The 20,155-nt window shown below is 68.8% G+C and carries 23 protein-coding genes; 16 read left to right on the top strand and 7 right to left on the bottom strand.

Features of this window, described 5'->3' with window-relative positions:
- Positions 1-15 precede the first annotated feature (15 nt).
- The gene (treY, locus tag OG300_RS19450; RefSeq protein WP_405497935.1) at positions 16-2,424 is read right to left on the bottom strand and encodes a malto-oligosyltrehalose synthase; all 2,409 of its coding nucleotides are present in this window, start codon (positions 2,422-2,424) and stop codon (positions 16-18) included.
- Positions 2,425-2,435: 11 nt separating this feature from the next.
- Complete coding sequence (gene glgX / locus OG300_RS19445) at positions 2,436-4,553, bottom strand: glycogen debranching protein GlgX (RefSeq protein ID WP_405497933.1); 2,118 nt, start codon at positions 4,551-4,553, stop codon at positions 2,436-2,438.
- A 104-nt stretch (positions 4,554-4,657) separates the two neighbouring features.
- On the opposite strand from glgX, the gene OG300_RS19440 reads away from it, so the two are divergent.
- Positions 4,658-5,947, top strand: coding sequence for an adenosylmethionine--8-amino-7-oxononanoate transaminase (locus OG300_RS19440; RefSeq protein ID WP_405497931.1), 1,290 nt, complete (start codon positions 4,658-4,660; stop codon positions 5,945-5,947).
- 19 nt (positions 5,948-5,966) lie between these two features.
- Here OG300_RS19440 and OG300_RS19435 read toward each other — a convergent pair whose 3' ends face one another.
- A complete protein-coding gene (locus OG300_RS19435; protein ID WP_405498598.1) occupies positions 5,967-6,560 on the bottom strand; it encodes a TetR/AcrR family transcriptional regulator in 594 nt (197 codons plus the stop codon).
- A 121-nt stretch (positions 6,561-6,681) separates the two neighbouring features.
- Here OG300_RS19435 and OG300_RS19430 point away from each other — a divergent pair, with 121 nt between their 5' ends.
- The 4 genes from OG300_RS19430 (at position 6,682) to OG300_RS19415 (ending at position 9,787) form a co-directional block, all read left to right on the top strand.
- Positions 6,682-7,605, top strand: a complete 924-nt coding sequence (locus OG300_RS19430; RefSeq protein WP_405497929.1) for an aldo/keto reductase — start codon at positions 6,682-6,684, stop codon at positions 7,603-7,605.
- 76 nt (positions 7,606-7,681) lie between these two features.
- On the top strand, positions 7,682-8,182 hold the full coding sequence (locus OG300_RS19425; RefSeq protein WP_405497927.1) for a MarR family winged helix-turn-helix transcriptional regulator: 501 nt from the start codon (positions 7,682-7,684) through the stop codon (positions 8,180-8,182).
- Positions 8,179-8,982, top strand: a complete 804-nt coding sequence (locus OG300_RS19420) for an ABC transporter ATP-binding protein (protein ID WP_405497925.1) — start codon at positions 8,179-8,181, stop codon at positions 8,980-8,982. Before OG300_RS19425 ends, OG300_RS19420 begins: the two co-directional genes overlap by 4 nt.
- A complete protein-coding gene (locus OG300_RS19415) occupies positions 8,942-9,787 on the top strand; it encodes an ABC transporter permease (RefSeq protein WP_405497923.1) in 846 nt (281 codons plus the stop codon). Before OG300_RS19420 ends, OG300_RS19415 begins: the two co-directional genes overlap by 41 nt.
- Before the next feature lie 6 nt (positions 9,788-9,793).
- Here OG300_RS19415 and OG300_RS19410 read toward each other — a convergent pair whose 3' ends face one another.
- Positions 9,794-10,105, bottom strand: a complete 312-nt coding sequence (locus tag OG300_RS19410) for a hypothetical protein (protein WP_405497921.1) — start codon at positions 10,103-10,105, stop codon at positions 9,794-9,796.
- Between the two features lie 86 nt (positions 10,106-10,191).
- Between OG300_RS19410 and OG300_RS19405 the strand changes: the two genes are divergently transcribed.
- The 4 genes from OG300_RS19405 to OG300_RS19390 all read left to right on the top strand — a co-directional run bounded on the left by OG300_RS19405 (position 10,192) and on the right by OG300_RS19390 (position 13,951).
- Positions 10,192-11,346: an 8-amino-7-oxononanoate synthase gene (locus OG300_RS19405; RefSeq protein ID WP_405497919.1), complete on the top strand. Its 1,155-nt coding sequence runs from the start codon at positions 10,192-10,194 to the stop codon at positions 11,344-11,346.
- A 76-nt stretch (positions 11,347-11,422) separates the two neighbouring features.
- Positions 11,423-12,103 (top strand): dethiobiotin synthase, encoded by a 681-nt coding sequence (gene bioD / locus OG300_RS19400; RefSeq protein WP_405497917.1) that lies wholly within the window; start codon positions 11,423-11,425, stop codon positions 12,101-12,103.
- Between the two features lie 144 nt (positions 12,104-12,247).
- The gene (locus OG300_RS19395; protein WP_405497915.1) at positions 12,248-12,715 is read left to right on the top strand and encodes an SRPBCC domain-containing protein; all 468 of its coding nucleotides are present in this window, start codon (positions 12,248-12,250) and stop codon (positions 12,713-12,715) included.
- An 87-nt stretch (positions 12,716-12,802) separates the two neighbouring features.
- Positions 12,803-13,951 (top strand): alpha/beta fold hydrolase, encoded by a 1,149-nt coding sequence (locus OG300_RS19390; RefSeq protein ID WP_405497913.1) that lies wholly within the window; start codon positions 12,803-12,805, stop codon positions 13,949-13,951.
- Here the strand turns inward: OG300_RS19390 and OG300_RS19385 are convergent.
- On the bottom strand, positions 13,929-14,303 hold the full coding sequence (locus OG300_RS19385) for a cupin domain-containing protein (protein ID WP_405497911.1): 375 nt from the start codon (positions 14,301-14,303) through the stop codon (positions 13,929-13,931). The genes OG300_RS19390 and OG300_RS19385 overlap by 23 nt on opposite strands.
- 49 nt (positions 14,304-14,352) lie before the next feature.
- Positions 14,353-14,727 carry a cupin domain-containing protein gene (locus OG300_RS19380; protein WP_405497909.1) on the bottom strand — a complete coding sequence of 125 codons (375 nt, stop codon included), beginning with the start codon at positions 14,725-14,727 and terminating at the stop codon, positions 14,353-14,355.
- Between the two features lie 83 nt (positions 14,728-14,810).
- Between OG300_RS19380 and OG300_RS19375 the strand changes: the two genes are divergently transcribed.
- From OG300_RS19375 to OG300_RS19365, 3 genes are all read left to right on the top strand, one after another.
- A complete protein-coding gene (locus OG300_RS19375) occupies positions 14,811-15,257 on the top strand; it encodes a MarR family winged helix-turn-helix transcriptional regulator (RefSeq protein WP_405497907.1) in 447 nt (148 codons plus the stop codon).
- Between the two features lie 81 nt (positions 15,258-15,338).
- Positions 15,339-15,908 carry a TetR/AcrR family transcriptional regulator gene (locus OG300_RS19370; protein ID WP_405497905.1) on the top strand — a complete coding sequence of 190 codons (570 nt, stop codon included), beginning with the start codon at positions 15,339-15,341 and terminating at the stop codon, positions 15,906-15,908.
- Positions 15,909-15,989: 81 nt separating this feature from the next.
- The gene (locus OG300_RS19365) at positions 15,990-17,039 is read left to right on the top strand and encodes a medium chain dehydrogenase/reductase family protein (RefSeq protein ID WP_405497903.1); all 1,050 of its coding nucleotides are present in this window, start codon (positions 15,990-15,992) and stop codon (positions 17,037-17,039) included.
- Positions 17,040-17,103: 64 nt separating this feature from the next.
- Here the strand turns inward: OG300_RS19365 and OG300_RS19360 are convergent, their stop codons facing one another.
- Positions 17,104-17,688 carry a TetR/AcrR family transcriptional regulator C-terminal domain-containing protein gene (locus OG300_RS19360; RefSeq protein WP_405497901.1) on the bottom strand — a complete coding sequence of 195 codons (585 nt, stop codon included), beginning with the start codon at positions 17,686-17,688 and terminating at the stop codon, positions 17,104-17,106.
- A 110-nt stretch (positions 17,689-17,798) separates the two neighbouring features.
- Between OG300_RS19360 and bioB the strand changes: the two genes are divergently transcribed.
- The 4 genes from bioB to OG300_RS19340 all read left to right on the top strand — a co-directional run bounded on the left by bioB (position 17,799) and on the right by OG300_RS19340 (position 20,065).
- Positions 17,799-18,836 carry a biotin synthase BioB gene (gene bioB, locus OG300_RS19355; RefSeq protein WP_405497899.1) on the top strand — a complete coding sequence of 346 codons (1,038 nt, stop codon included), beginning with the start codon at positions 17,799-17,801 and terminating at the stop codon, positions 18,834-18,836.
- Between the two features lie 94 nt (positions 18,837-18,930).
- The gene (locus OG300_RS19350; RefSeq protein ID WP_405498597.1) at positions 18,931-19,146 is read left to right on the top strand and encodes a hypothetical protein; all 216 of its coding nucleotides are present in this window, start codon (positions 18,931-18,933) and stop codon (positions 19,144-19,146) included.
- A complete protein-coding gene (locus tag OG300_RS19345) occupies positions 19,146-19,832 on the top strand; it encodes a DUF2567 domain-containing protein (protein WP_405497897.1) in 687 nt (228 codons plus the stop codon). Before OG300_RS19350 ends, OG300_RS19345 begins: the two co-directional genes overlap by 1 nt.
- Before the next feature lie 71 nt (positions 19,833-19,903).
- Positions 19,904-20,065, top strand: a complete 162-nt coding sequence (locus OG300_RS19340) for a hypothetical protein (protein ID WP_405497895.1) — start codon at positions 19,904-19,906, stop codon at positions 20,063-20,065.
- Positions 20,066-20,155: the final 90 nt, after the last annotated feature.

Here is a 20,155-nt window from a genome sequence, read left to right as displayed (position 1 = left end):
GCCTGCGCGGCGGACTCAGCGGACCAGTAGCGCCACGGGCAACCGGGCGAAGAGCTTCTCCAGTCGTGCCCGCCCGGAGAAGGTGTGGCCGGTGAGGCGGTCGGTCCAATGTCCCTGCGGCAGATCCAATACCGTGTCCGCCCAGCCGCCCGCCTCGTCGAGGCGGACGCTGTGGCGGGTGACCGCGACGATCACCTCGGGGGTCTCGCCCTGGCGGCCGCGGGCGTAGGAGATCAGGTGCTGGGCCTGGTCCCCGGAGGCGAACAGTGGGCTGTAGGTGCCGCCGACGAAGCAGTCCGGGCGTTCGCGGCGCAGCCACAGCGCGTACGCCACGATCCACATCTTGATCGCGCCGGTCGGATCGAGATCCGGTGTGCCGGTGAGTGATTGCAGCAGCAGCGAGCGGTGGGTGAAGTCGACCGGGCGGCGATTGTCGGGGTCGACGAGCGAGTCCTCCCACAGTTCGCAGCCCTGGTAGATGTCGGGGATGCCGGGCCCGCACAGCTGCAGCAGCTTCTGTGCCAGCGCGTCGGTCCAGGCGTGCGAGACCAGGTCGTCGACGAACTCGCTCAGCTCGGCCCCGACCGGTCCGTCGAGCACCGCGTCGATCCAGGTGTGCACGGCCGTCTCGAACTCGGTATCCGGTTCCTCCCAAGAGGATTGGGTACCGGCCTCGCGAACGGTCTTCTCCGCGAACTGATGCAGGCGTTCCCGCAGTCCGGGCACCGTCGCGGCCGGGCGGCCGTCGGCGGGCCAGATGCCGAACATGTTCTGCAGCAGGAACAGTGTGGTCGCGCCGTCGGGTCCGGGCGTCTGCTCCTCCCAGCCGCTGACCTGTCGTGTCCAGACGTCTGGCACCTGCGAGAGCATGCCGATGCGGGCGCGCACATCCTCGCCGCGCTTGGTGTCGTGGGTGGACAGCGCGGTCAGGGTGGCGGGCCAGCGCACCGCGCGTTCGGCGTTGGCGAGATGGAATTCGATCACCGAGCAGCCGAAGCGGGCCGGATCCGCACCCATCTCCTGCAGCGACACCAGCCGCGCGGCGCGGTAGAACATGGTGTCCTCCACCGCTTTCGCGGTCATCGCCCCGCCCACCTGATGGAAGCGGGTGGCCGCCTCGCCGCCGATGGTGAGGGCGGTGACCAGTACCTGCAGCGGCGCGTTGAGTTCGGCGTTGCGCCGCGCCACCTCGGCGACCACCGCGCCGACCATCCCGGCCAGCGGCGCGTAGTCGGTGCGGTACACCGGCATGAACGACAGCACCTCGATGGTGGCGTTGGTCAGCGCCATGGTGTCGAAGGCGTCGGCGTGGGCGTCGCGTTTGATGGCGGCGACCAGGCGGCGAACCTCGGGCACCAGCATGGTTTCGGCAACCGCCCGGCGAATGCGGTGTTCCTGCTCGGTGAACCAGGCCCGGTCGCTGCCGTGACCGGTGAATTGCCGTGACAGTTCGGTGAGCTGTTTCTCACCGTCGGGGTCGATGAGCACCCCGCCGATATCGGCGAGCGCGTCGTAACCGGTGGTGCCGTCGATGGGCAGGGTGGCGTCGAGGGGTTCGCGGTTGGAGAGCACCTTCTCGACGATCAGCAGCCGCTGCGGGCCGATCAGCTGCCGCAGCCGTCGCAGGTAGCCCGTTGGATCGGCCAGCCCGTCCGGATGATCCACGCGCACACCGTCGATCAGCTCGTGCTCGCACCAGGCGGCCAGCTCGCGATGGGTGGCCTCGAAGACCGCCGGGTCCTCCTGCCGGATGGCCGCCAGCCCGCCGACGGTGAAGTAGCGCCGGTAGCCGCAGAGTCCGGATTTCCAGTTGACCAGTCGATAGTGCTGCTTGTCGTGGATGCGCAGCGCGTTCTCGCCGTCGGTGCCGGGCGCGATCGGGAAACGCATATCGTGCAGTGCCAGCATGGGTTCCGGCCCGGTGCGGTCCACCGACAGTGCCGCCGGATCGTTCTCCCCGGCCAGCACCGGCAGCGCGATGCGTCCGCCCGCGCCGTTGCCGGGCGTCCAGTCGATGTCGAACCAGGTGGCGTACTGGGAGTCCTTGCCGTTGCGCAGCACGTCCCACCACCACGCGTTCTGCCGCGGATCGGCGACGCCGACGTGGTTGGGGACGAGATCGACGATCAGGCCCATGCCGCGGCCGCGCACCTCGTCGGCGAGGGCCTTGAAGCCGCCCGGTCCGCCGAGCGCCGCCGACACGGTGGTGGGGTCGGTGACGTCGTAGCCGTGGGTGGAGCCGCGCACGGCGGTCAGCACCGGCGATAGGTACAGGTGTGAAATGCCCAGCTGCTGCAGGTATTCCGCGATTCCGCGCGCATCGGCGAAGGTGAGTGCGTCGGGTCGCAACTGCAGCCGGTAGGTGCTGCGCACGGGCGTCTGCCGGGCGATGGGTCCGGTGGTGTGTTCGGGCGAGCTGGTCATGGCGCTATCGATCATGCCGTACGGCGCAGGACGAGCAGACAGCGTGCGGGTACTTGCACGGTCGCGGCGGCGGAGTGGTACACGTCGACGGCGGGGGTTCCGGTGGCGGTCGAGCAGTCCAGGGCGACCATCCAGCTATCGCCGTACGCGGTACCGGGAACGGTGAATTCGAGGGTCTGGTCATGGGCGTTGAAGCACAGCAGGAACGAGTCGTCGGTGATGGCCTCACCGCGTGGGCCGGGCTCGTGGATGCCGTCGCCGTTGAGGTACACCGTGAGTGACCGTCCGAAGCCGGTCTCCCAGTCCACGTCGGTCATGTCCGCGCCGCCCGGGGTGAACCAGGCGATGTCACCGGGCCCGTCCGCGGTGGGCGCGGGGCGGCCGTCGAAGAAGCGACGCCGCCGGAACACCGGGTGCGCGGTGCGCAGAGCGACCGTGCGCCTGGTGAATTCGAGTAGCTCGGCGTTGGAGTCCATGAGTGACCAGTCCATCCACGACAGCGGTGAATCCTGACAGTAGACATTGTTGTTGCCCTGCTGGGTGCGGCCGAATTCGTCGCCGTGCAACAGCATCGGGGTGCCCTGCGACAGCATCAGGGTGGCGAGCAGGTTGCGGGTCTGGCGGGCGCGCAGGGCGTTGACCTCCGGGTCGTCGGTGGGGCCCTCGACGCCGCAGTTCCAGGAGCGGTTGTAGCTCTCGCCGTCGCGATTGTCCTCGCCGTTGGCCAGATTGTGTTTCTCGTTGTAGGACACCAGATCCGCGAGGGTGAACCCGTCGTGCGCGGTGACGAAGTTGATGCTCGCGCCCGGGCGGCGGCCGGTGGTCTCGTAGAGGTCCGAGGAGCCGGTGAGCCGAGAAGCGAACTCGCCCAGGGTCGCCGGTTGTCCGCGCCAGTAATCACGCACGGTGTCACGGTATTTGCCGTTCCACTCGGTCCAGGCGGCCGGGAAATTGCCGACCTGGTAGCCGCCCTCGCCGACGTCCCACGGTTCGGCGATCAGCTTGACCTGGCTCACCACCGGATCCTGGTGCACCAGGTCGAAGAAGGTGGAAAGCCGGTCCACGTCGTGCAATTCGCGGGCCAGGGTGGCGGCGAGGTCGAAGCGGAAGCCGTCGACGTGCATCTCCAGGATCCAGTACCGCAGCGAATCCATGATCAGTTGCAGGGCGTGCGGATGCCGCATGTTGAAGCTGTTGCCGGTGCCGGTGTAATCCATGTAGTGCTGCGGATCATCGTCCACCAGACGGTAATACGCGGCATTGTCGATGCCGCGGAAGCTGATGGTGGGCCCGAATTCATTGCCCTCGGCGGTGTGGTTGTAGACCACGTCGAGGATCACCTCGATGCCCGCCGCGTGCAGTGCGCGCACCATGGCCTTGAATTCGGTGACCGCGGCCCCGGGCGTATCGCTGGCCGCATATCCGCGATGCGGGGCGAGATAGCCGAAACTGTTGTAGCCCCAGTAGTTTCGCAGTCCGCGGTCGAGCAGGATGCGGTCGTCGAGGAACTGGTGCACCGGCATCAACTCGACCGCGGTGACGCCCAGTCGCAGCAGGTGCTCGATGATCGCCGGATGCGCCATGCCCGAGAAGGTGCCGCGCAGTTCCGGCGGTACGGCCGGATGCGTGAACGTCATCCCCTTGACGTGCGCCTCGTAGATGACGGTCTCGTGGTACGGCCGCCTGGGTGCGCGATCGTCGGCCCAGTCGAAGTACGGGTTGATCACCACGCCGGTCATGGTGTGGCCGAGCGAGTTCTGCCCGTGGTTGTAGGGCGCGCTGGCGGTGCCGAAATCACCCTCGAACGCCTTGCCGTACGGATCCAGCAGCAGCTTGCTCGGATCGCAGCGCAACCCCTTCTCGGGCGCGAACCCGCCGTGCACCCGGAACCCGTAGCGCTGCCCGGGCCCGACGCCGGGCAGATAGGCGTGCCAGACATACCCGTCCACCTCGTCGAGGGGGATGCGGGTCTCGCGCTGCCGCTCGTCGATCAGGCACAGTTCGACCCGCCGGGCCACCTCGGAGAACACCGAGAAGTTCGTCCCGACTCCATCGTAGGTCGCGCCTAGCGGGTAGGCGGTCCCGGGCCAGACGTCGAGGGCCGTCGTGCCGGGGGTCGCGGGAGCCATACCGAGACACTATCGGCCCGGTGAGGGTGAGCTCTTGCGGACCGGTCCGAACCCCGCGTGCTAACTTGAACGGTGTTCAAGCCCGCTCCTCGTAAGGACCTTCCGTGGCATCGACTCCCGCAGCGACGGCACTGACCCCCGCCGAGATCACCGCCCTCGACGCGGCCCACGTGTGGCATCCCTACGGCGGATTCCCGGCCAGCACCGAACCCCTGATCGTGGCGTCGGCGGCCGGTACCCGACTCACCCTCGCCGACGGGCGGGAACTGGTGGACGGGATGAGTTCCTGGTGGGCCGCCATCCACGGGTATCAGCATCCCGTGCTGGATGCGGCATTGCTCGCGCAGTCGCGGCGGATGAGTCACGTCATGTTCGGCGGGCTGACTCATGAACCGGCCGTGCGGCTTTCGCAGCTGCTGGTGGAGTTGACGCCCGAGGGGCTGAACAAGGTGTTCCTCTGCGACTCCGGGTCGGTGTCGGTGGAGGTCGCGGTGAAGATGTGCCTGCAATACCAGCGGGCGGCGGGCAAACCGGAGAAGCATCGGCTGCTCACCTGGCGCGGCGGATACCACGGCGACACCTTCACCCCGATGAGCGTGTGCGATCCCGAAGGTGGCATGCACTCGCTGTGGACCGATGTCCTGACTCCGCAGATCTTCGCGAGCGCGCCGCCGAAAGACTATGAGCCCGAATATGTCTCGGAACTCTCGACGCTGATCGCCGCGCACGCCCACGAACTCGCCGCCGTCATCGTCGAACCCGTGGTGCAGGGCGCGGGCGGCATGCGCTTCCACGACCCGCGCTACCTCGCCGACCTGCGCCGCCTCTGCGACGAACACGGCGTACTGCTGGTCTTCGACGAGATCGCCACCGGATTCGGCCGCACCGGAACGCTTTTCGCCGCCGACGCCGCCGCAGTCGTGCCCGACGTCATGTGCGTGGGCAAGGCCCTCACCGGCGGGTACATGACCCTCGCCGCCGCGCTGTGCACCACGCGGATCGCCGAAACCATCTCGCGTTCGCACGGTGGCCTCATGCACGGACCGACATTCATGGGCAACCCGCTGGCCTGCGCCGTCGCCGTGGCGTCCCTGGAACTGCTGCTGTCGCGCGACTGGCAGGGCGAGGTCGCCGCCATCGAATCCGGTCTCATCACCGGGTTGGCCCACGCCATCGACCTGCCCTCGGTCGCCGATGTCCGCATTCACGGCGCGATCGGTGTGGTCGAACTCCACGAGCCGGTCGACATGGTGAAAACCACTGCGGCGGCGATTGATTCCGGTGTCTGGCTGCGGCCCTTCCGCAACCTGATCTATACGATGCCGCCGTTCATCAGCACCCCGGACGACGTCGCCCGAATCACCGCCGCCATGCTCGCGGCCGCCTCGGCCTGAGCCGCGCACCGGCCGGAAGTCAGTGTCGGCCAGTAGGTTCCGGGCGCAGCGCGGCCATCGCCAGATCGAGCATGCGGGCGGTCTTCGCCGCATCGTCGGTCGCGGTGGCGAGCAGGATGCCGAGCATCATGGTGACCACGTCGTCGGCCTCGACGTCGGTCCGCAGTGAGCCGTCCACCGATGCGGCGGTGAGGAATTCGGCGATGGCCGCGGTGATGCGTCCGCGCGTGTCCGGCGTCGCGATGCGCCCGGAGGCCCAGCCCGCGCGCAGGGTGTCGGCCATCCCGCGCTTGGTGGCGACGAACACGGCGTAGCGGCCCATCCACGCCCGCAGGGCGCGATCGGGCGGCAGCTCGCGCAGCAGTTCGGCGGTGGTGTCGGTGAGATGGTCGAGTTCGGCCGCGTACACCGCCTCCACCAAGGCCTCCCGACTGGGGAAGTGGCGATACAGGGTCCCGATGCCGACACCCGCCGAGCGGGCGATGCCCTCGAGTGACGCGCTATCGTCGCCGGCCGCCGCGAAGGCGGCCCGAGCGGCATCGACCAGCTTGTCCCGGTTGCGGACAGCATCGGCGCGCGGCTTCTTCCCCGCATCGGTCGAGGCTGCGGTCAGGTCTGCGTCGGTCGGGCCGGGTCGAGCGGGAGTCAAAGCGGAGGCTCCTCCGTTTATGCTAGTGTCGATTCAAGCGGAGGGTCCTCCGCTTCGCTGATTCTCGCACGCGGAAGGCACTTCCATGACCGCGAACACCGCACTCGATCGCACCGCCGCCGGTCACCCCCGCGCGGGCGGCGCGGCCACCCTCGGCACGCACACCGTCTCCCGCATCGGCTACGGCGCGATCCAGCTGCGCCGCTTGGACCGGGATGCCGCACTGACCCTGCTGCGCCGCTCGGTCGAACTCGGCGTCGACCACATCGACACCGCCCAGTTCTACGGTGGCGCGAACGAATTCCTCCGCGAGGCCCTGACCCCCGCGGACGGCACGGTCATCGTCACCAAGGTCGGCGCCGATCCCAATCCCGGCGGCCCGATCCCGCTGCGTCCCGCGCAGCGCCCCGAACAGTTGCGCGCCAGCATCGAGGACAATCTCGAATCCCTCGGCCTGCAACAACTTCCGGTGGTCAACCTGCGCCGCCTCGACGCCGGTCCGGGCCTGCGCGCCGAGGGTGATCAGGTCGTCGACCTCGACGACCAGCTCGCGGTGCTGATCGCACTGCGCGAGCAGGGCAAGATCGGCGCCATCGGCCTCAGCGGCGTCGACCTCGAAGGCCTCCGCCGCGCCCTGCCCGCCGACATCGTCTGCGTCCAGAACTCCTACAGCCTCGTCTCCCGCACCGATGAGCCCCTGCTGGAGCTCTGCACCGCGAACCACATCGCCTGGATCCCGTTCTTCCCCTTGGGCGGAGCCCTTCCCGGCCTCCCGAAGGTCACCGACGATCCGACCATCCGATCCGTCGCCACCGCCCTCGGCCACACCCCGTCTCAGATCGCCCTGGCCTGGCTCCTCCACCACGCCCCGAACATCCTGCTCATCCCGGGCACCGCCGACCGCACCCACCTCGAAGCCAATATCGCCGTAGGTTCGATCGTCCTCGACCCCGACACCCTCGCGACCCTCGACGCGATCCCCTCCCGCGTCGCCGAAATCCACTTCTGACATCTGGACGCCTCCGGCTTTCGCCAGGTCGGAGGCATGTCTAGAAATACCTCTGGAACAGAGCTATTGTGGCGAGGTGTCGGAAACCCGGCGGCGCGAGGCCGAAGACGAGGGCTATGCCGAGCTGTTCACGTTGCTGTTCAGTTCGATGGGCCGGTTGCGGCGGCAGGTCGGGCGGCTGGCGGGGCGGTCGTTCGACGAACCGGGGTTGTCGGGGGCGCAGTCGGAGTTCCTGCGACTGGTGGGGCGGCGGCCCGGGCTGTCGGTGAAAGAGGCTGCGGGAGAATTGGGTTCGGCGGCCAACAGCGTGTCGACCCTGGTCACCGAGTTGGTGCGGCGGGAGCTCATGGTGCGAGAACCGGATCCGCAGGATCGGCGCACCATGCGGCTGTCGCTGACCGACGAGGCGCAGCGCATCGCAGACGAGACGCGCAGGCAGCGCATCGAAGTCGTCGCCGGGGCGCTGGATCAGCTCACCGATGCCGAACGTGACGAACTGCGCGGCGGGTTGCGGGCCATGGCTCGGCTGACCGATCTGCTGCACGAATCCGAGCAGGCCCGGGGAGCGAAATCATGACCAGCGCAGTCGAATGCGTCGACCTGACCCATCGCTACGGCGACAACACCGTGGTCGACGATCTGACCCTCACCATCGAGCGCGGGGAGGTTTTCGGGTTGCTCGGGCCCAACGGTGCGGGCAAGTCGACCACCATCCAGTTGCTCACCACGCTCAAACCGATTCAGCACGGATCGGTGCGGGTTTTCGGGCTGGATGTCTCCACCCGGGCGCAGGACGTTCGCTACAACCTCGGCTATGTGCCGCAGCAGCTTTCGATCGAAGCGGGGTTGACCGGGCGGCAGAACGTGGCCTGGTTCGCGCGGCTGTTCGACGTGCCGCGCGCCGAACGCGAGGAGCGCGTCGAGGAGGCCCTCGATTCCATGCACCTGCTGGATGTGGCCGACCGGATGGCGGGCGGCTACTCCGGCGGCATGATCCGCCGCCTCGAATTGGCGCAGGCGCTGGTCAACCGGCCCGCGCTGCTGGTGCTCGACGAACCCACCGTCGGCCTGGATCCCATTGCGCGCGACAGCGTCTGGGAACGGGTGCAGGCCATGCGCGCCGACTACGGCACCACGGTGCTGCTGACCACCCACTACATGCAGGAGGCCGACGCGCTCTGCGATCGGATCGCCCTGCTGCACAAGGGTGTACTGCGCGCGACCGGTTCGCCGGCGCAACTGAAGGCGGGCCTGGGGCCCGACGCCACCCTCGAGGATGTGTTCCGGCATCACGCGGGGGAGGGGCTCGATGATTCGACCGAAGGGAACGTTCGCAATGTCCGAAGCACTCGCCGGTCGGCCCGGCGCATGGGCTGATTCCGCGTTCACCCCGGTACTGGCCCCGCGCGGCTGGGCCCGGATTCCGCGACTGGTGTCGCGGATCGGGACCTTCGCGCTGATCGAGGTCCAGAAGCTGCGCCACGATCAGACCGAGGTCCTCACCCGCGCGATCCAGCCGGTGCTGTGGATGGTGATCTTCGGGACCACCTTCTCGCGGCTGCACACCCTGCCCACCGGTTCGGTGCCCTACCTGGACTTCCTGGCCCCGGGCGTGATCGCGCAGTCGGCGCTGTTCATCGCCATCTTCTACGGCATCCAGATCATCTGGGACCGGGACGCGGGCATCCTCACCAAACTGCTCGTCACCCCGACCCCGCGCGCGGCGTTGATCACCGGAAAGTGTTTCGCCGCAGGCGTTCGCGCGGTGGCGCAGATCGCGGTGATCGTGGTGGTGGCGTTGCTGATGGGTGTCTCGATGACCGGAAACCCGCTGCGCATCCTCGCCACCGTGCCGGTGGTGTTCCTCGGAACCGCCTTCTTCGCCTGCCTTTCCATGACGATCGCGGGCCTGGTGCAGGCCCGCGACCGGTTGATGGGCATAGGTCAGGCCATCACCATGCCGCTGTTCTTCGCGTCGAATGCCCTGTACCCCGTGGACTTGATGCCGGGCTGGTTGCGCGTGGTGAGCCACGTGAACCCGCTCAGCTACGAGGTCGACGCCCTGCGCGGCCTTCTGATCGGCACACCCGCGAACCTCTGGCTCGACTTCGGGGTCCTGGGTGCCGCCGCGGCGGTCGGTGTCGCGACATCGTCCGCCCTACTGGGTCGCCTGGTCCGCTGACTCGCTTCAGCGGGTGGCGCGTTTCTCGCGGACTTTGTCCGCATTGTCGGTGTCGGACAAGACTTCCCACACTTTGAAAACACAGTGGTAGTCGTCCGACCAGCCGCGAGCGATCAGCATGAAGGTGTCGCCGTCGCGCAGGATGGTGCGGCGGCTGATCATCTTCGGATGATCGGGGGTGAATTTCTGTACCAGGTCCGGGACCTTCGCGAGGGCTTGTTCGCGGGTTCCCACCACCTCGGTGAGGATCTTCGGACTCCATGTTTTGGTGTCGCCGAAGCCGGTCGTCTGCTCGACCACTATTGCCCATCGTGGCATCGCGCAGCCTCCTTACGCTTGCCAGCATAGTCCCGCCCACCGACACTTATGGCTTCCTGAACGGCGTTCAAGTATGCTTCCGAGCTGTGAATGCGGATCCATTGAGCTGGCTGGACGAGCGCGCCGCCGAACGCGTGGACGCCGGGCTGCGCCGCGCGCTGCGGCCGCGCGCCGCCGAGTCGGCGAACATCGACCTGGCCTCCAACGACTACCTCGGCCTGGTTCGCCACCCCGAGGTGCTCGAGGGCGCGATCGCCTCGCTGCGCCGCTGGGGTGCGGGGGCCACCGGTTCGCGACTGGTCACCGGCACCACCGCCGAACACGAACAGCTCGAGACCGAGCTCGCCGAATTCACCGGCGCGCAAGCCGGATTGGTGTTCGCGTCGGGCTACGCGGCCAACCTCGGCGCGGTCACCGCGCTGGCGGGCCGTGGCGCGCTGGTGGTTTCGGACGCGGGCAGCCACGCCTCACTGGTGGACGGCTGCCGGTTGTCGCGCGCCCGGGTCGAGATCGCCCCGCACCGGGATCCGGCCGCCGTGGACCGGCTGCTGGCCGGACGCTCCGAGGAACGCGCACTGGTGCTCACCGATTCGGTGTTCAGCGCCGACGGCGACCTCGCCCCGCTGGCCGAACTGCACCGGGTGACCCGCGCCAATGGCGCGGTGCTCATCGTGGACGAGGCGCACGGTCTCGGCGTGCGCGGCGCGGGCGGTCGCGGCCTGGTGCACGAGGTCGGTCTGGCGGGCGAACCGGACCTGGTCGTCACCGCGACCCTCTCGAAAGCCTTTGCCGCGCAAGGTGGTGTGGTGCTGGCTTCCGAACGGGTGCGCGCGCATCTGATCGACGCCGCCCGCACCTTCATCTTCGACACCGGGCTGGCCCCGGCCGCTGTCGGCGCGGCCCGCGCGGCCCTGCGGCTGCTGCGGCAGGATCCGGACATGGCGCAGCGCGTCCTCGACCGCGCCGCCGACCTGGCCCGCATCGCCGGTGTGGGACAACCGGATTCGGCCGTGGTCCCGGTTGTGCTCGGTGACGCGCAGGTCGCGTTCGACGCCGCCCAGGCCTGTCTGTCGCGCGGCCTGTCGGTGGGCTGCTTCCGCCCGCCGTCGGTCCCGGAGGGCACCTCGCGCCTGCGGCTGACCGCGCGCGCCGATCTCACCGAGGCGGAGCTGTCCACTATCGCCGAGGTGCTCAGCGAGGTGCTCGCCGAGGCACGCGGACGCACTCCCGTTTCCGCATGAAGGTGCGCCGGAGCCCCAGCCGTTGCGGCGCACCGAGTTCCAGTTCGTTTCGACCCGTCATCAGGAAAGTCAGCGCATGAGTCTGTTGTTCGTCACCGGTACGTCGACGGATGTCGGCAAGACGATCGTGACTGCCGCCCTGGCCGCCACCGCGCGGTCGGCCGGAGCCGCGGTCGCGGTGATCAAGCCCGCGCAGACCGGGGTGGCCCCCGGCGAACCCGGCGACCTGGCCGAGATCACCCGGCTCAGCGGCGTCACCCGGACCGTCGAATTGGCCAGGTACCCCGAACCACTCGCCCCCGACACCGCGGCCCGGCGCTGCGGAGCGCCGCTGCTGACCCTCGCCGAGACCGCCGCCGCCATCGACGGCTGCGCGGACGCCGATCTGGTGCTGGTGGAGGGCGCGGGCGGATTGCTGGTCCGGATGGGCGAATTCACGCTGCTGGACCTGGCGCAGAAGCTCGGCGCGCCGGTGCTGCTGGTGGCGGCGGCCGGACTCGGCACGCTCAACCACAGCGAGCTCACCACCCGCACGCTGCACGCCGCAGGTGTCCCGTGTGCCGGTCTGGTGATCGGATCCTGGCCCGCCGCACCGGATCTCGCCGCCGAATGCAATCGCGTCGACCTGCCCGCGGTGACGGGTGTGGAGCTGGTCGGTTCGGTTCCGGCCGGATCGGGAGCGCTGACCGCCGCGGAGTTCACCGCCGCCGCCCCCGCCTGGTTCGACACCGACTGGGTCGGCCGCTACCTGCGGTAGCACCGGGCATACCGCTCGAACATGACACGCGAATCGGATGTGGTTCAGCCCTATTTCGCTTCCGGGGCAATCTGATTCGCGACGGGCTCACAGGCTTCGTCGATCCGCAAGTGATCTACGTCACTCTGAGCGTAGGGTGGCGCGATGACCTCCACCAATGTCGAGTGGTTCATCAATGCCCCGCGCCCGAACGTCTTCCGAGCGTTGCTGGACGCGCGGTCGGTGCGCACGTGGATGGTCCCGGACGGCATGACCAGCCGCATTCATGAATTCGATGCGCGGGTCGGCGGACGCTTCCGCATCTCGCTGACCTACGACCTGCCCTCCGGAACCGGAAAATCCACCGCGCACACCGACACCTTCCACGGCGTCTTCGCCCGCGTCGTCCCGGACCGGGAGGTGGTGCAGACCGTCGAATTCGAAACCGCGGACCCCGATCTCACCGGGGAGATGACCGTGTCCTACCACCTCGCCGACGCGCCCGGCGGCACCCGCGTGGTCGCCCGGCACGACAACCTGCCGCCCGGGCTCGCCCCGAACGAGAACGAACAGGGCTTCCGCATGTCCCTGGCCAAACTCGCCGACCTCACCGAACACGCTGCCAAACACTGACCTGAGCCCGTCGAATCCGGGCCGGCGATGCTCGTCGGCTCTCGATCGGTGGTGCCGCGGTGGCGCACATGCTTATCGTGGATTGGTATGGCGCTGCCACGGTATCCGTATCCGTCGCCGCTGTCGGCCTGTGACGATCGCCGACGGCAGGATCGGTTGCGCGCGGCCCGCTGGGGTCAGGACTGGGTGCGGTGGCGGCGGACCCGGTTCGCGCTGATGCGAATCGGCATGATCCCACTCGTCCTGGTCGGCATCTTCGCGCAGTACCTGGCGTGGGATGTGCTGCCCGAACAGGCACGGCTGGCCCGCACCGAACCCGCGGTGCTGCCGATCGCCGGACCCTCGGATCCTCGGGCCCGTGACACCGCGGTCTTCGACCTGGTCGGCCTGGGTGTCCTGGACGCCAGCGCCACCGCGCGGGCCCTGCCGTCGCTGAGCAAGCTGGGTTCGGTGTGGGCGGTGCGCTACGACCAGACCGGTATCGACACCAAGGTGATCTCGGATCTGATCGTGAAGGTGACCGCCGCTGCGAAGGTGTCCAATGTGGTGCTGACCGGGCACAGCATGGGCGGCGTGATCGCCCTCGAGGTCGCCCGGCACCTGCACACCGACAGCACCGAGAAGGTGTCGGCGGTGATCCTGGACTGCACCCCGGTGGATCTCAACGCGGTCCGCCCCGAGAGCCGCGACCAGGGGGAGCAGATGCTGCGCTGGGCGGGCTGGGTGCCCGGCGCCCGCGAGAGCCGCCTGCTGCGGTTGATCGTGGAAACCTATGCCCGCCACGACAATTACGTCGGCGGCCGCTACGGCGTCGACCCCGGGCGGTTACGGGCGTCGGTGCTGCAGGTGCTGCGCGACAAGATCCTCAACACCGACGCCGCCAGCAACGGCCTGATCGAGGCGCAGTTCAAGGCGATCGTGGCGGGCGGCGCGGTCGACGATCTGCGGGCGCTGGCGAAACCCGCTGCGGGCAAACCCCGTCCGGCGATCGTGTTCATCCGCCCGCACAACCCGTACGACGATCCCATCGTCGATGTCGAGTATTCGCACAAGGTGCTCATCGATCAGGTGGGGGGAGTCAACGGCACCCTGCTGGTGGTCACGACTCGAAACACGGAGCACGCCAACCCGATCGAGCATCCGGTGGAGTACAACACCGTGATCGAACAGCAGGTAGTCCCGTTCGTGCGGCAGGTGCGCGCCGACGCGCTGCTCAGCGCGCCCACGGTGCGATGATCGGCGGCTGCCCGGGAATCAGGCCCTGGCCGCCGACCGGCAGCACCACCACGGCCTCGAACGGCTCCGCGTGCGGATTGGACATGGCGAACAGTTGGTGTGCGGGCACCACCAGCGCGTCTCCGGCTGCGACGGTGAAGGTTTCGTCGTTCATCCGCACGGTCATGGCACCCGAGAGCGCGATGAAGATCTCCTCGCGATCGAGGGAGTGCGGCGGGGCGTCGGTGCCGGGCTTGATGGTGATCCGCCACGCGCTGTTCTCGGTGGAGCCGCGGCTGGGTGCGGCCAGGCCGACGAAGGAGGCGTGATCGTTCTCGAAGCGGAAGGCGTCGGCGGACTTGATGAGCGGCATGACTCTCCTGAAAAGCTGAGTGGTTCGTGAAATGGATTGTGCGAGTCGGCTATTGAGCCCAGGGCGGGCTGATCGGATCCTGGCCGGGGGACTGGGCGAACGCGCCGACCGGCAGGATGGCGACCGCCTCGAACGGTTCGTCGCCGGGCACGGCCAGGTCGAAGAGGGTGTCGGCGGGCACCACCAGGGCGTCGCCCGCCCGGAAGTCGTGGACCTCACCGGCGATGGTGGCGCGGGCGCTGCCCGAGAGCGCGATGAAGATCTCCTCCCGCGACACCGCGTGCTGGTGTCCGGCGCTGCCGGGTTCGAGGGTGAAGCGCCAGACGCTGTTCTCGGTGGAACCGCGGCTGGGCGCGGCCAGTCCGACGGCGATCATGCGCGGTCCGGCGAAGGTGGGTGCGTCGGCCGATTTGATGAGTGGCATGCTGTGACTCCAGATCTTCAACCAAGGTGTTCAACTTCGGTGTACAACTAGAGTTGAACATATCGACGAGAGGAGAGTCAAGGATGGATTTCGGCATCCTGCTCGGGCAGGCGTATCAGACGTTCGTCCGCGAGCTGCACGCCGAGCTGGCCGCGCGCGGGCACGAGGTGCTCGGTGCGTCCTACGGCTTCGTCTTCCGCGCCCTCGCTGAAAAGCCGCTCACCGCAAGCCAACTGGGCGAACAGCTCGGGATCACCGCGCAGGGCGCGGCCAAGGTGGTCGACGAGATGGTGCGCGCGGGGTATGTGGAACGCCGCCCCGATCCGGCCGACAAGCGCGCCAAACTGCTGCACCTGTCCGAGCGCGGGAACGAATTCCTGGGCGCGGTGCGGGCTTTCCATGCCGACTACGAGCGGCGGCTGATCGAGCGGGCCGGGCCCGAGCAGGTCGCGGCGCTGCGCGCGGCGCTCGGTGGAATCGTCTCGGAGGCACCGGATCCGGGCGGTCAGCGTGATTTCCGGCCGCTGTGAGCAGCGGTTTCCGGGGTGGGCCGCGACCTCGATCGGCAGTGGGGTTGCGCTGCCCGAAAGAGTGAGTGTACAGTCACTCACATGAGCAAACGGGGCATCCTCCTCTCCACCTCGGACATACGGCGTGACGCGGTACTGGACGCGGCGATCGTGGAGTTCGCCAAGTCGGGCTACCACGGCACCCCGATCAATACGGTCGCCGTGGCCGCGGGCATCTCGCCCGCCTACGTGTTCAAGCTGTTCCCGAGCAAGGTCGAGCTCTTCGTGGCCACGCTCGATCGCTGCTTCGAACGCGTGGAACAGTCCCTCGCCACCGGTGCGGCCCGGGTTCCGGACGCCGATCCGGAGCGGGTGCTGCACGAAATGGGCGGCGCCTACGCGGAATTGATCGCCGACAAGAGTCTGCTCATGCTGCAGGTGCACGCACTGTCCGCCGCCGATGTCCCGGACATCGCGGGAGCCGTGCGGGCCGGATTGCAGCGCGTCACCGACTACGCCAAGACCCGTTCCGGCGCGACCGACGCGCAGGTGCAGCACTTCATGGCCTTCGGGCAGCTGTGCCACCTGATCACCACGCTCGGTCTCGACGGCATCGACGGCGGCTGGGCCGCCATCCTGACCGCCGGTATCCGGCATCCCAACGCGCACTGACCTTTTCGTGGCCCCTGGCTCAGGGGCTTTCTTTTCACCCATCGAGTGACTGACCAATCACTCACCAGGAAGGCAGAGACCATGAACTCCACCGCCTCGACCACCACCGCCACCCAGATCGTCCTCCCGGGCCGCGTCGAACCCGATGAACTGCTCGTCACCCGCCGCGAACTCCCGGCCCCGGCCGCCGGACAGGCGCTGATCCGCGTCGAGGCCAGCGGCGTCTCCTTCGCCGAACAGCAGATGCGCCGCGGCAAGTACTACGACCAGCCCGCCTTCCCCTTCGTCCCCGGCTACGACCTGGTCGGCGAGGTGACCGCCGTTGGTTCGCCCGAGGACACCGGGCTGCTCGGCCGCCGGGTGGCCGCGCTGACCAAGACCGGCGGCTGGGCCAGCCACGCCCTGCTCGACACCGCCGATCTGGTCCCGGTCCCCGACGCCCTGCCCGCCGACGCCGCCGAGACCTTCGTGGTCAACGGCATCACCGCCTGGCAGATGCTGCACCGGATCGCGAAAACCGCTGCCGGGCAGACGATCCTGGTGCACGGCGCGAACGGCGGCGTGGGCAGCACGCTGGTGCAGTTGGCCCTCGCGGCGGGCATTCGGGTGATCGGCACCGCCTCGGCGGCCAACGCCGACAAGGTCCGGGCACTCGGCGCGATCCCGGTGGACTACCGGGGCGACGTCTCCGCCCAGGTCCGTGCCATCGCCCCCGAAGGCGTTGCCGCGGTCTTCGATCACCTCGGCGGGCAGAGCGCGGTGGACTCCTTCGCGATGCTGGCTCCCGGCGGCACCCTGGTCGCCTATGGCAGCGCCTCCACCAAGGACGAGGAAGGCAATTCGCGGCTGCCCGTCCTGAAGCTCTTCGCCCGCCTGGCGCTGTGGAATGTGCTGCCCAACAAGCGTTCCGCGCACTTCTTCAACATCTGGGCCGGGCAGCGTCGTCCCGCTCGCTTCCGCGCTCAGCTCGCCGCCGACCTCGGCGCGGTGCTCGAACTGGCCGCCCGCGGCGAACTCACCCCGCAGATCGCCGCCCGCATCCCGCTCAGCGAGGCGGGCCGCGCCCTCGCGCTGGCCGAATCGCACACCGTCACCGGCAAAGTCGTGCTCGTCGCCGATGACGCCTCGTAAGGCGTGCGCCACCGCAAGCCTGCCCCGGCCTCGAAAGCCGGGGCAGGCCAGTGTGATTCGAGGTTCAGCGGATGCGGGTGCCGAGCAGGTGACGGACGCCGCTGACGAACAGTTGCAGGCCGAAGTCGAAACGCGCGGTGGCGTCCGGAGTGTCGTAGAGGGGGGAGTGCTCCTCGATAAGTGCTCCGGCGGAATCCATTTGGATGCGCGACTGCTCGTCCACGGTCTGGCCGAGCACGTAGTAGAGCAGGGTGAAGGCGGCGAGTTCGGCTTCCTCGCGGGTCATGCCCGCGCGAATCGCGGCGCTGGCCAAGCGTTCCCGGCCCTTGCTGGTGGTGAGGCGGGAGGCGTAGGTGCTCGAGACCAGCTCGGCGCCGTCGCGGTAGGCCAGCAGGCACGAGCGCAGCCGATGCGCCAATTCGGTGAGCTGCTTGGACCATTCGTCGGCTTCGACGGGTTCGTCCATGGGCGCGAGGATGCGGTCGGCGACCGCGCCCAGCAGCGCCTGCTTGTTGGGGAAGTGCCAGTACAGCGCACCGGGCTGGACGTGCAGGGAGGTGGCCAGACGCCGCATGGTGAGGTCCGCCAGACCGTACTGGTCGAGAATGGCGATGGCCCCGTCGACCACGTCCGTGCGATGGAGTTGCACTGAAAAACCCGACCCTCTCGTGTTCCGGCTCACGTTCTGGGCTGCTAGCCTACCCTGAACACCGTTCAAGTTGCTCGGCCACACCGGCCGGATGAAGGGATTCAGGCGCAATGACCCAGGCAGCCGTCACCACCGCAGCCGACACCGCAGCCGAGGGCGACATCCTCGCTGTAGCCCGTGAGCAGGTGCTCGAGCGCGGCATCGGCCTGACCCAGGACCAGACCCTCGAGGTGCTGCGCCTCGGCGACGACCGGCTCGAGGAACTGCTCGGCCTGGCCCACGACGTCCGCATGAAGTGGTGCGGTCCCGAGGTCGAGGTCGAGGGCATCATCTCGCTCAAGACCGGCGGCTGCCCCGAGGACTGCCACTTCTGTTCGCAGTCCGGTCTTTTCCAGTCCCCGGTGCGCGCCGCCTGGCTCGACATCCCCTCGCTCGTCGAGGCCGCCAAGCAGACCGCCAAGACCGGCGCGACCGAATTCTGCATCGTGGCAGCGGTTCGCGGACCGGACGAGCGCCTGATGGCTCAGGTCGCCGCGGGCGTCGAGGCCATCCGCAACGAGGTCGACATCCAGGTCGCCTGCTCGCTGGGCATGCTCAACCAGGATCAGGTCAACCAGCTGGCCGCCATGGGCGTGCACCGCTACAACCACAACCTGGAGACCGCGCGTTCGCATTTCCCGAACGTGGTCACCACCCACACCTACGACGAGCGCTGGGAGACCCTGCGCATGGTGCGCGAGGCCGGCATGGAGGTCTGCTGCGGCGGCATCCTCGGCATGGGCGAATCCCTGGAACAGCGTGCGGAATTCGCGGCCGACCTGGCGTCGCTGGAGCCCGACGAGGTGCCGCTGAACTTCCTCAACCCGCGCCCGGGCACCCCCTTCGGCGACCTCGAGGTGCTGCCCGCCGCCGACGCGCTGCGTGCCGTCGCCGCCTTCCGGCTCGCGTTGCCGCGCACCATCCTGCGCTTCGCGGGCGGTCGCGAGATAACCCTCGGCGACCTCGGCGCCAAGCAGGGCATCCTCGGCGGCATCAACGCCGTCATCGTCGGCAACTACCTGACCACCTTGGGGCGACCCGCCGAAGCCGACCTGGACTTGCTCGGCGAGCTCAAGATGCCGATCAAGGCCCTCAACGAAACCCTCTGAGCTCTCCGGGTTAGGGAAAACCGGTACTTTGGCGGTACGGTCCCGCGCAGCACGTCTGCACCCAATTGACACGAAGGATTCGATCGAGGTGGTCGTGGACATCGAGGAGCGCTACAACCCGTTCACGGGGAAGCGGATCGTGCCGGGTCTCGAGGACTCGGTACCGGCCGCCGCCGCACTGGGACTGGAACCGCCGCGGTTCTGTGAGCAGTGCGGGCGGCGAATGATCGTGCAGGTGAGCCCCGACGGCTGGTGGGCCAAGTGCTCGCGGCACGGGGTGCTCGACTCCACGAGCCTGGAACACCGCTAGTGGCAACGGCATTCGCCGCCGAACCGGGCGGACTACGTCCCGACGTCCTGCGTCGGGAGGGTCGCGCGGCGGCGGTGGTGCTGGCCGCCCTCGCCGCGCTCGGCGCGGCCGCCGGGGTGGTGTGGGCGCTGCTGGCCCCGGCCGAACAGCTCGTGGTGGTGGAACCCGATCGCGGCGCCGCCCTGACCGGCGAGAGCATTCATCGTTTCGATGCTCTCGCCATTTTCGTGTTGATCGGCATCGTGATCGGTGTCGTCGGCACGACGGCCGCCTGGCGGTGGCGTCGGGCCCGCGGCCCGGTGCTGCTGCTCGGCATCCTGCTGGGTTCGCTGGCGGGCGCGGCGCTGATGAAGATCGTCGGCGAGGCGGTCGCCGAACAACTGCACACCCGCCCCGCACATCCGCCGGTGCACACCATCGTGGAATTCGCACCCTCCGTGGAGGGTTGGGCCGCCCTCATCGTGCAGCCCCTGGCCGCCGCGGTCGTGGTCCTGATCCTCGCGGCGCTGAGCACCTCCGACGATCTCGGCACCGGCGAGTACCAGCCCTTCGGCGGACCGCGCCCCGCCCCGGAGACCGTCGCCCCCGCCCAGTACGGCTCGGCCATCAGCTTCGGCCCCTACCCCGGCGCGAACGGCGGCGGCCAGCCCAACGGCCCGGTCGTCCCCTTCGAGTCCCCGCAATAATCACTGGAGTCCGGGTGTTGCACCCCTTACCGTGGTCGAGTTCACGACCACGGATCACCTCGGGGGACACCATGAAAGCCACCGCACCGGACGCCACCGCGCCCGCCGAGCGGCCCGACCTCGCGGCCTGGCGTCAGCGCCACGCCCTGCGCAGATCCAATGCGGCACAGCCCATTCCGAGCGGCCGCAAGTACAAGCGCGGCACCAAACACCGCAACCGCCCGGCCGACTGACCCGCGCCCGGCGCGATCGGTTTCCGGCACGTCCCGACTCGCCGGCCGATGAGCGCCGCCCGCGCCGATCTGCCGGCCGCCCGGGTCATC

Origin of the sequence: Nocardia sp. NBC_00511 (assembly GCF_045161165.1) — a bacterium.
Lineage (GTDB): Bacteria > Actinomycetota > Actinomycetes > Mycobacteriales > Mycobacteriaceae > Nocardia.
Note: the sequence above shows the minus strand (reverse complement) of the source record. Positions and strands in the feature narration are given on the sequence as shown.

Excerpts from the sequence above, each read along its gene's own strand:
- treY (WP_405497935.1), bottom strand. The coding sequence starts at position 2,424 with ATGACCAGCTCGCCCGAACACACCACCGGACCCATCGCCCGGCAGACG.
- glgX (WP_405497933.1), bottom strand. The coding sequence starts at position 4,553 with ATGGCTCCCGCGACCCCCGGCACGACGGCCCTCGACGTCTGGCCCGGG.
- OG300_RS19430 (WP_405497929.1), top strand. The coding sequence starts at position 6,682 with ATGACCGCGAACACCGCACTCGATCGCACCGCCGCCGGTCACCCCCGC.
- OG300_RS19420 (WP_405497925.1), top strand. The coding sequence starts at position 8,179 with ATGACCAGCGCAGTCGAATGCGTCGACCTGACCCATCGCTACGGCGAC.
- OG300_RS19415 (WP_405497923.1), top strand. The coding sequence starts at position 8,942 with ATGTCCGAAGCACTCGCCGGTCGGCCCGGCGCATGGGCTGATTCCGCG.
- OG300_RS19410 (WP_405497921.1), bottom strand. The coding sequence starts at position 10,105 with ATGCCACGATGGGCAATAGTGGTCGAGCAGACGACCGGCTTCGGCGAC.
- bioD (WP_405497917.1), top strand. The coding sequence starts at position 11,423 with ATGAGTCTGTTGTTCGTCACCGGTACGTCGACGGATGTCGGCAAGACG.
- OG300_RS19395 (WP_405497915.1), top strand. The coding sequence starts at position 12,248 with ATGACCTCCACCAATGTCGAGTGGTTCATCAATGCCCCGCGCCCGAAC.
- OG300_RS19390 (WP_405497913.1), top strand. The coding sequence starts at position 12,803 with ATGGCGCTGCCACGGTATCCGTATCCGTCGCCGCTGTCGGCCTGTGAC.
- OG300_RS19385 (WP_405497911.1), bottom strand. The coding sequence starts at position 14,303 with ATGCCGCTCATCAAGTCCGCCGACGCCTTCCGCTTCGAGAACGATCAC.
- OG300_RS19380 (WP_405497909.1), bottom strand. The coding sequence starts at position 14,727 with ATGCCACTCATCAAATCGGCCGACGCACCCACCTTCGCCGGACCGCGC.
- OG300_RS19375 (WP_405497907.1), top strand. The coding sequence starts at position 14,811 with ATGGATTTCGGCATCCTGCTCGGGCAGGCGTATCAGACGTTCGTCCGC.
- OG300_RS19370 (WP_405497905.1), top strand. The coding sequence starts at position 15,339 with ATGAGCAAACGGGGCATCCTCCTCTCCACCTCGGACATACGGCGTGAC.
- OG300_RS19365 (WP_405497903.1), top strand. The coding sequence starts at position 15,990 with ATGAACTCCACCGCCTCGACCACCACCGCCACCCAGATCGTCCTCCCG.
- bioB (WP_405497899.1), top strand. The coding sequence starts at position 17,799 with ATGACCCAGGCAGCCGTCACCACCGCAGCCGACACCGCAGCCGAGGGC.
- OG300_RS19340 (WP_405497895.1), top strand. The coding sequence starts at position 19,904 with ATGAAAGCCACCGCACCGGACGCCACCGCGCCCGCCGAGCGGCCCGAC.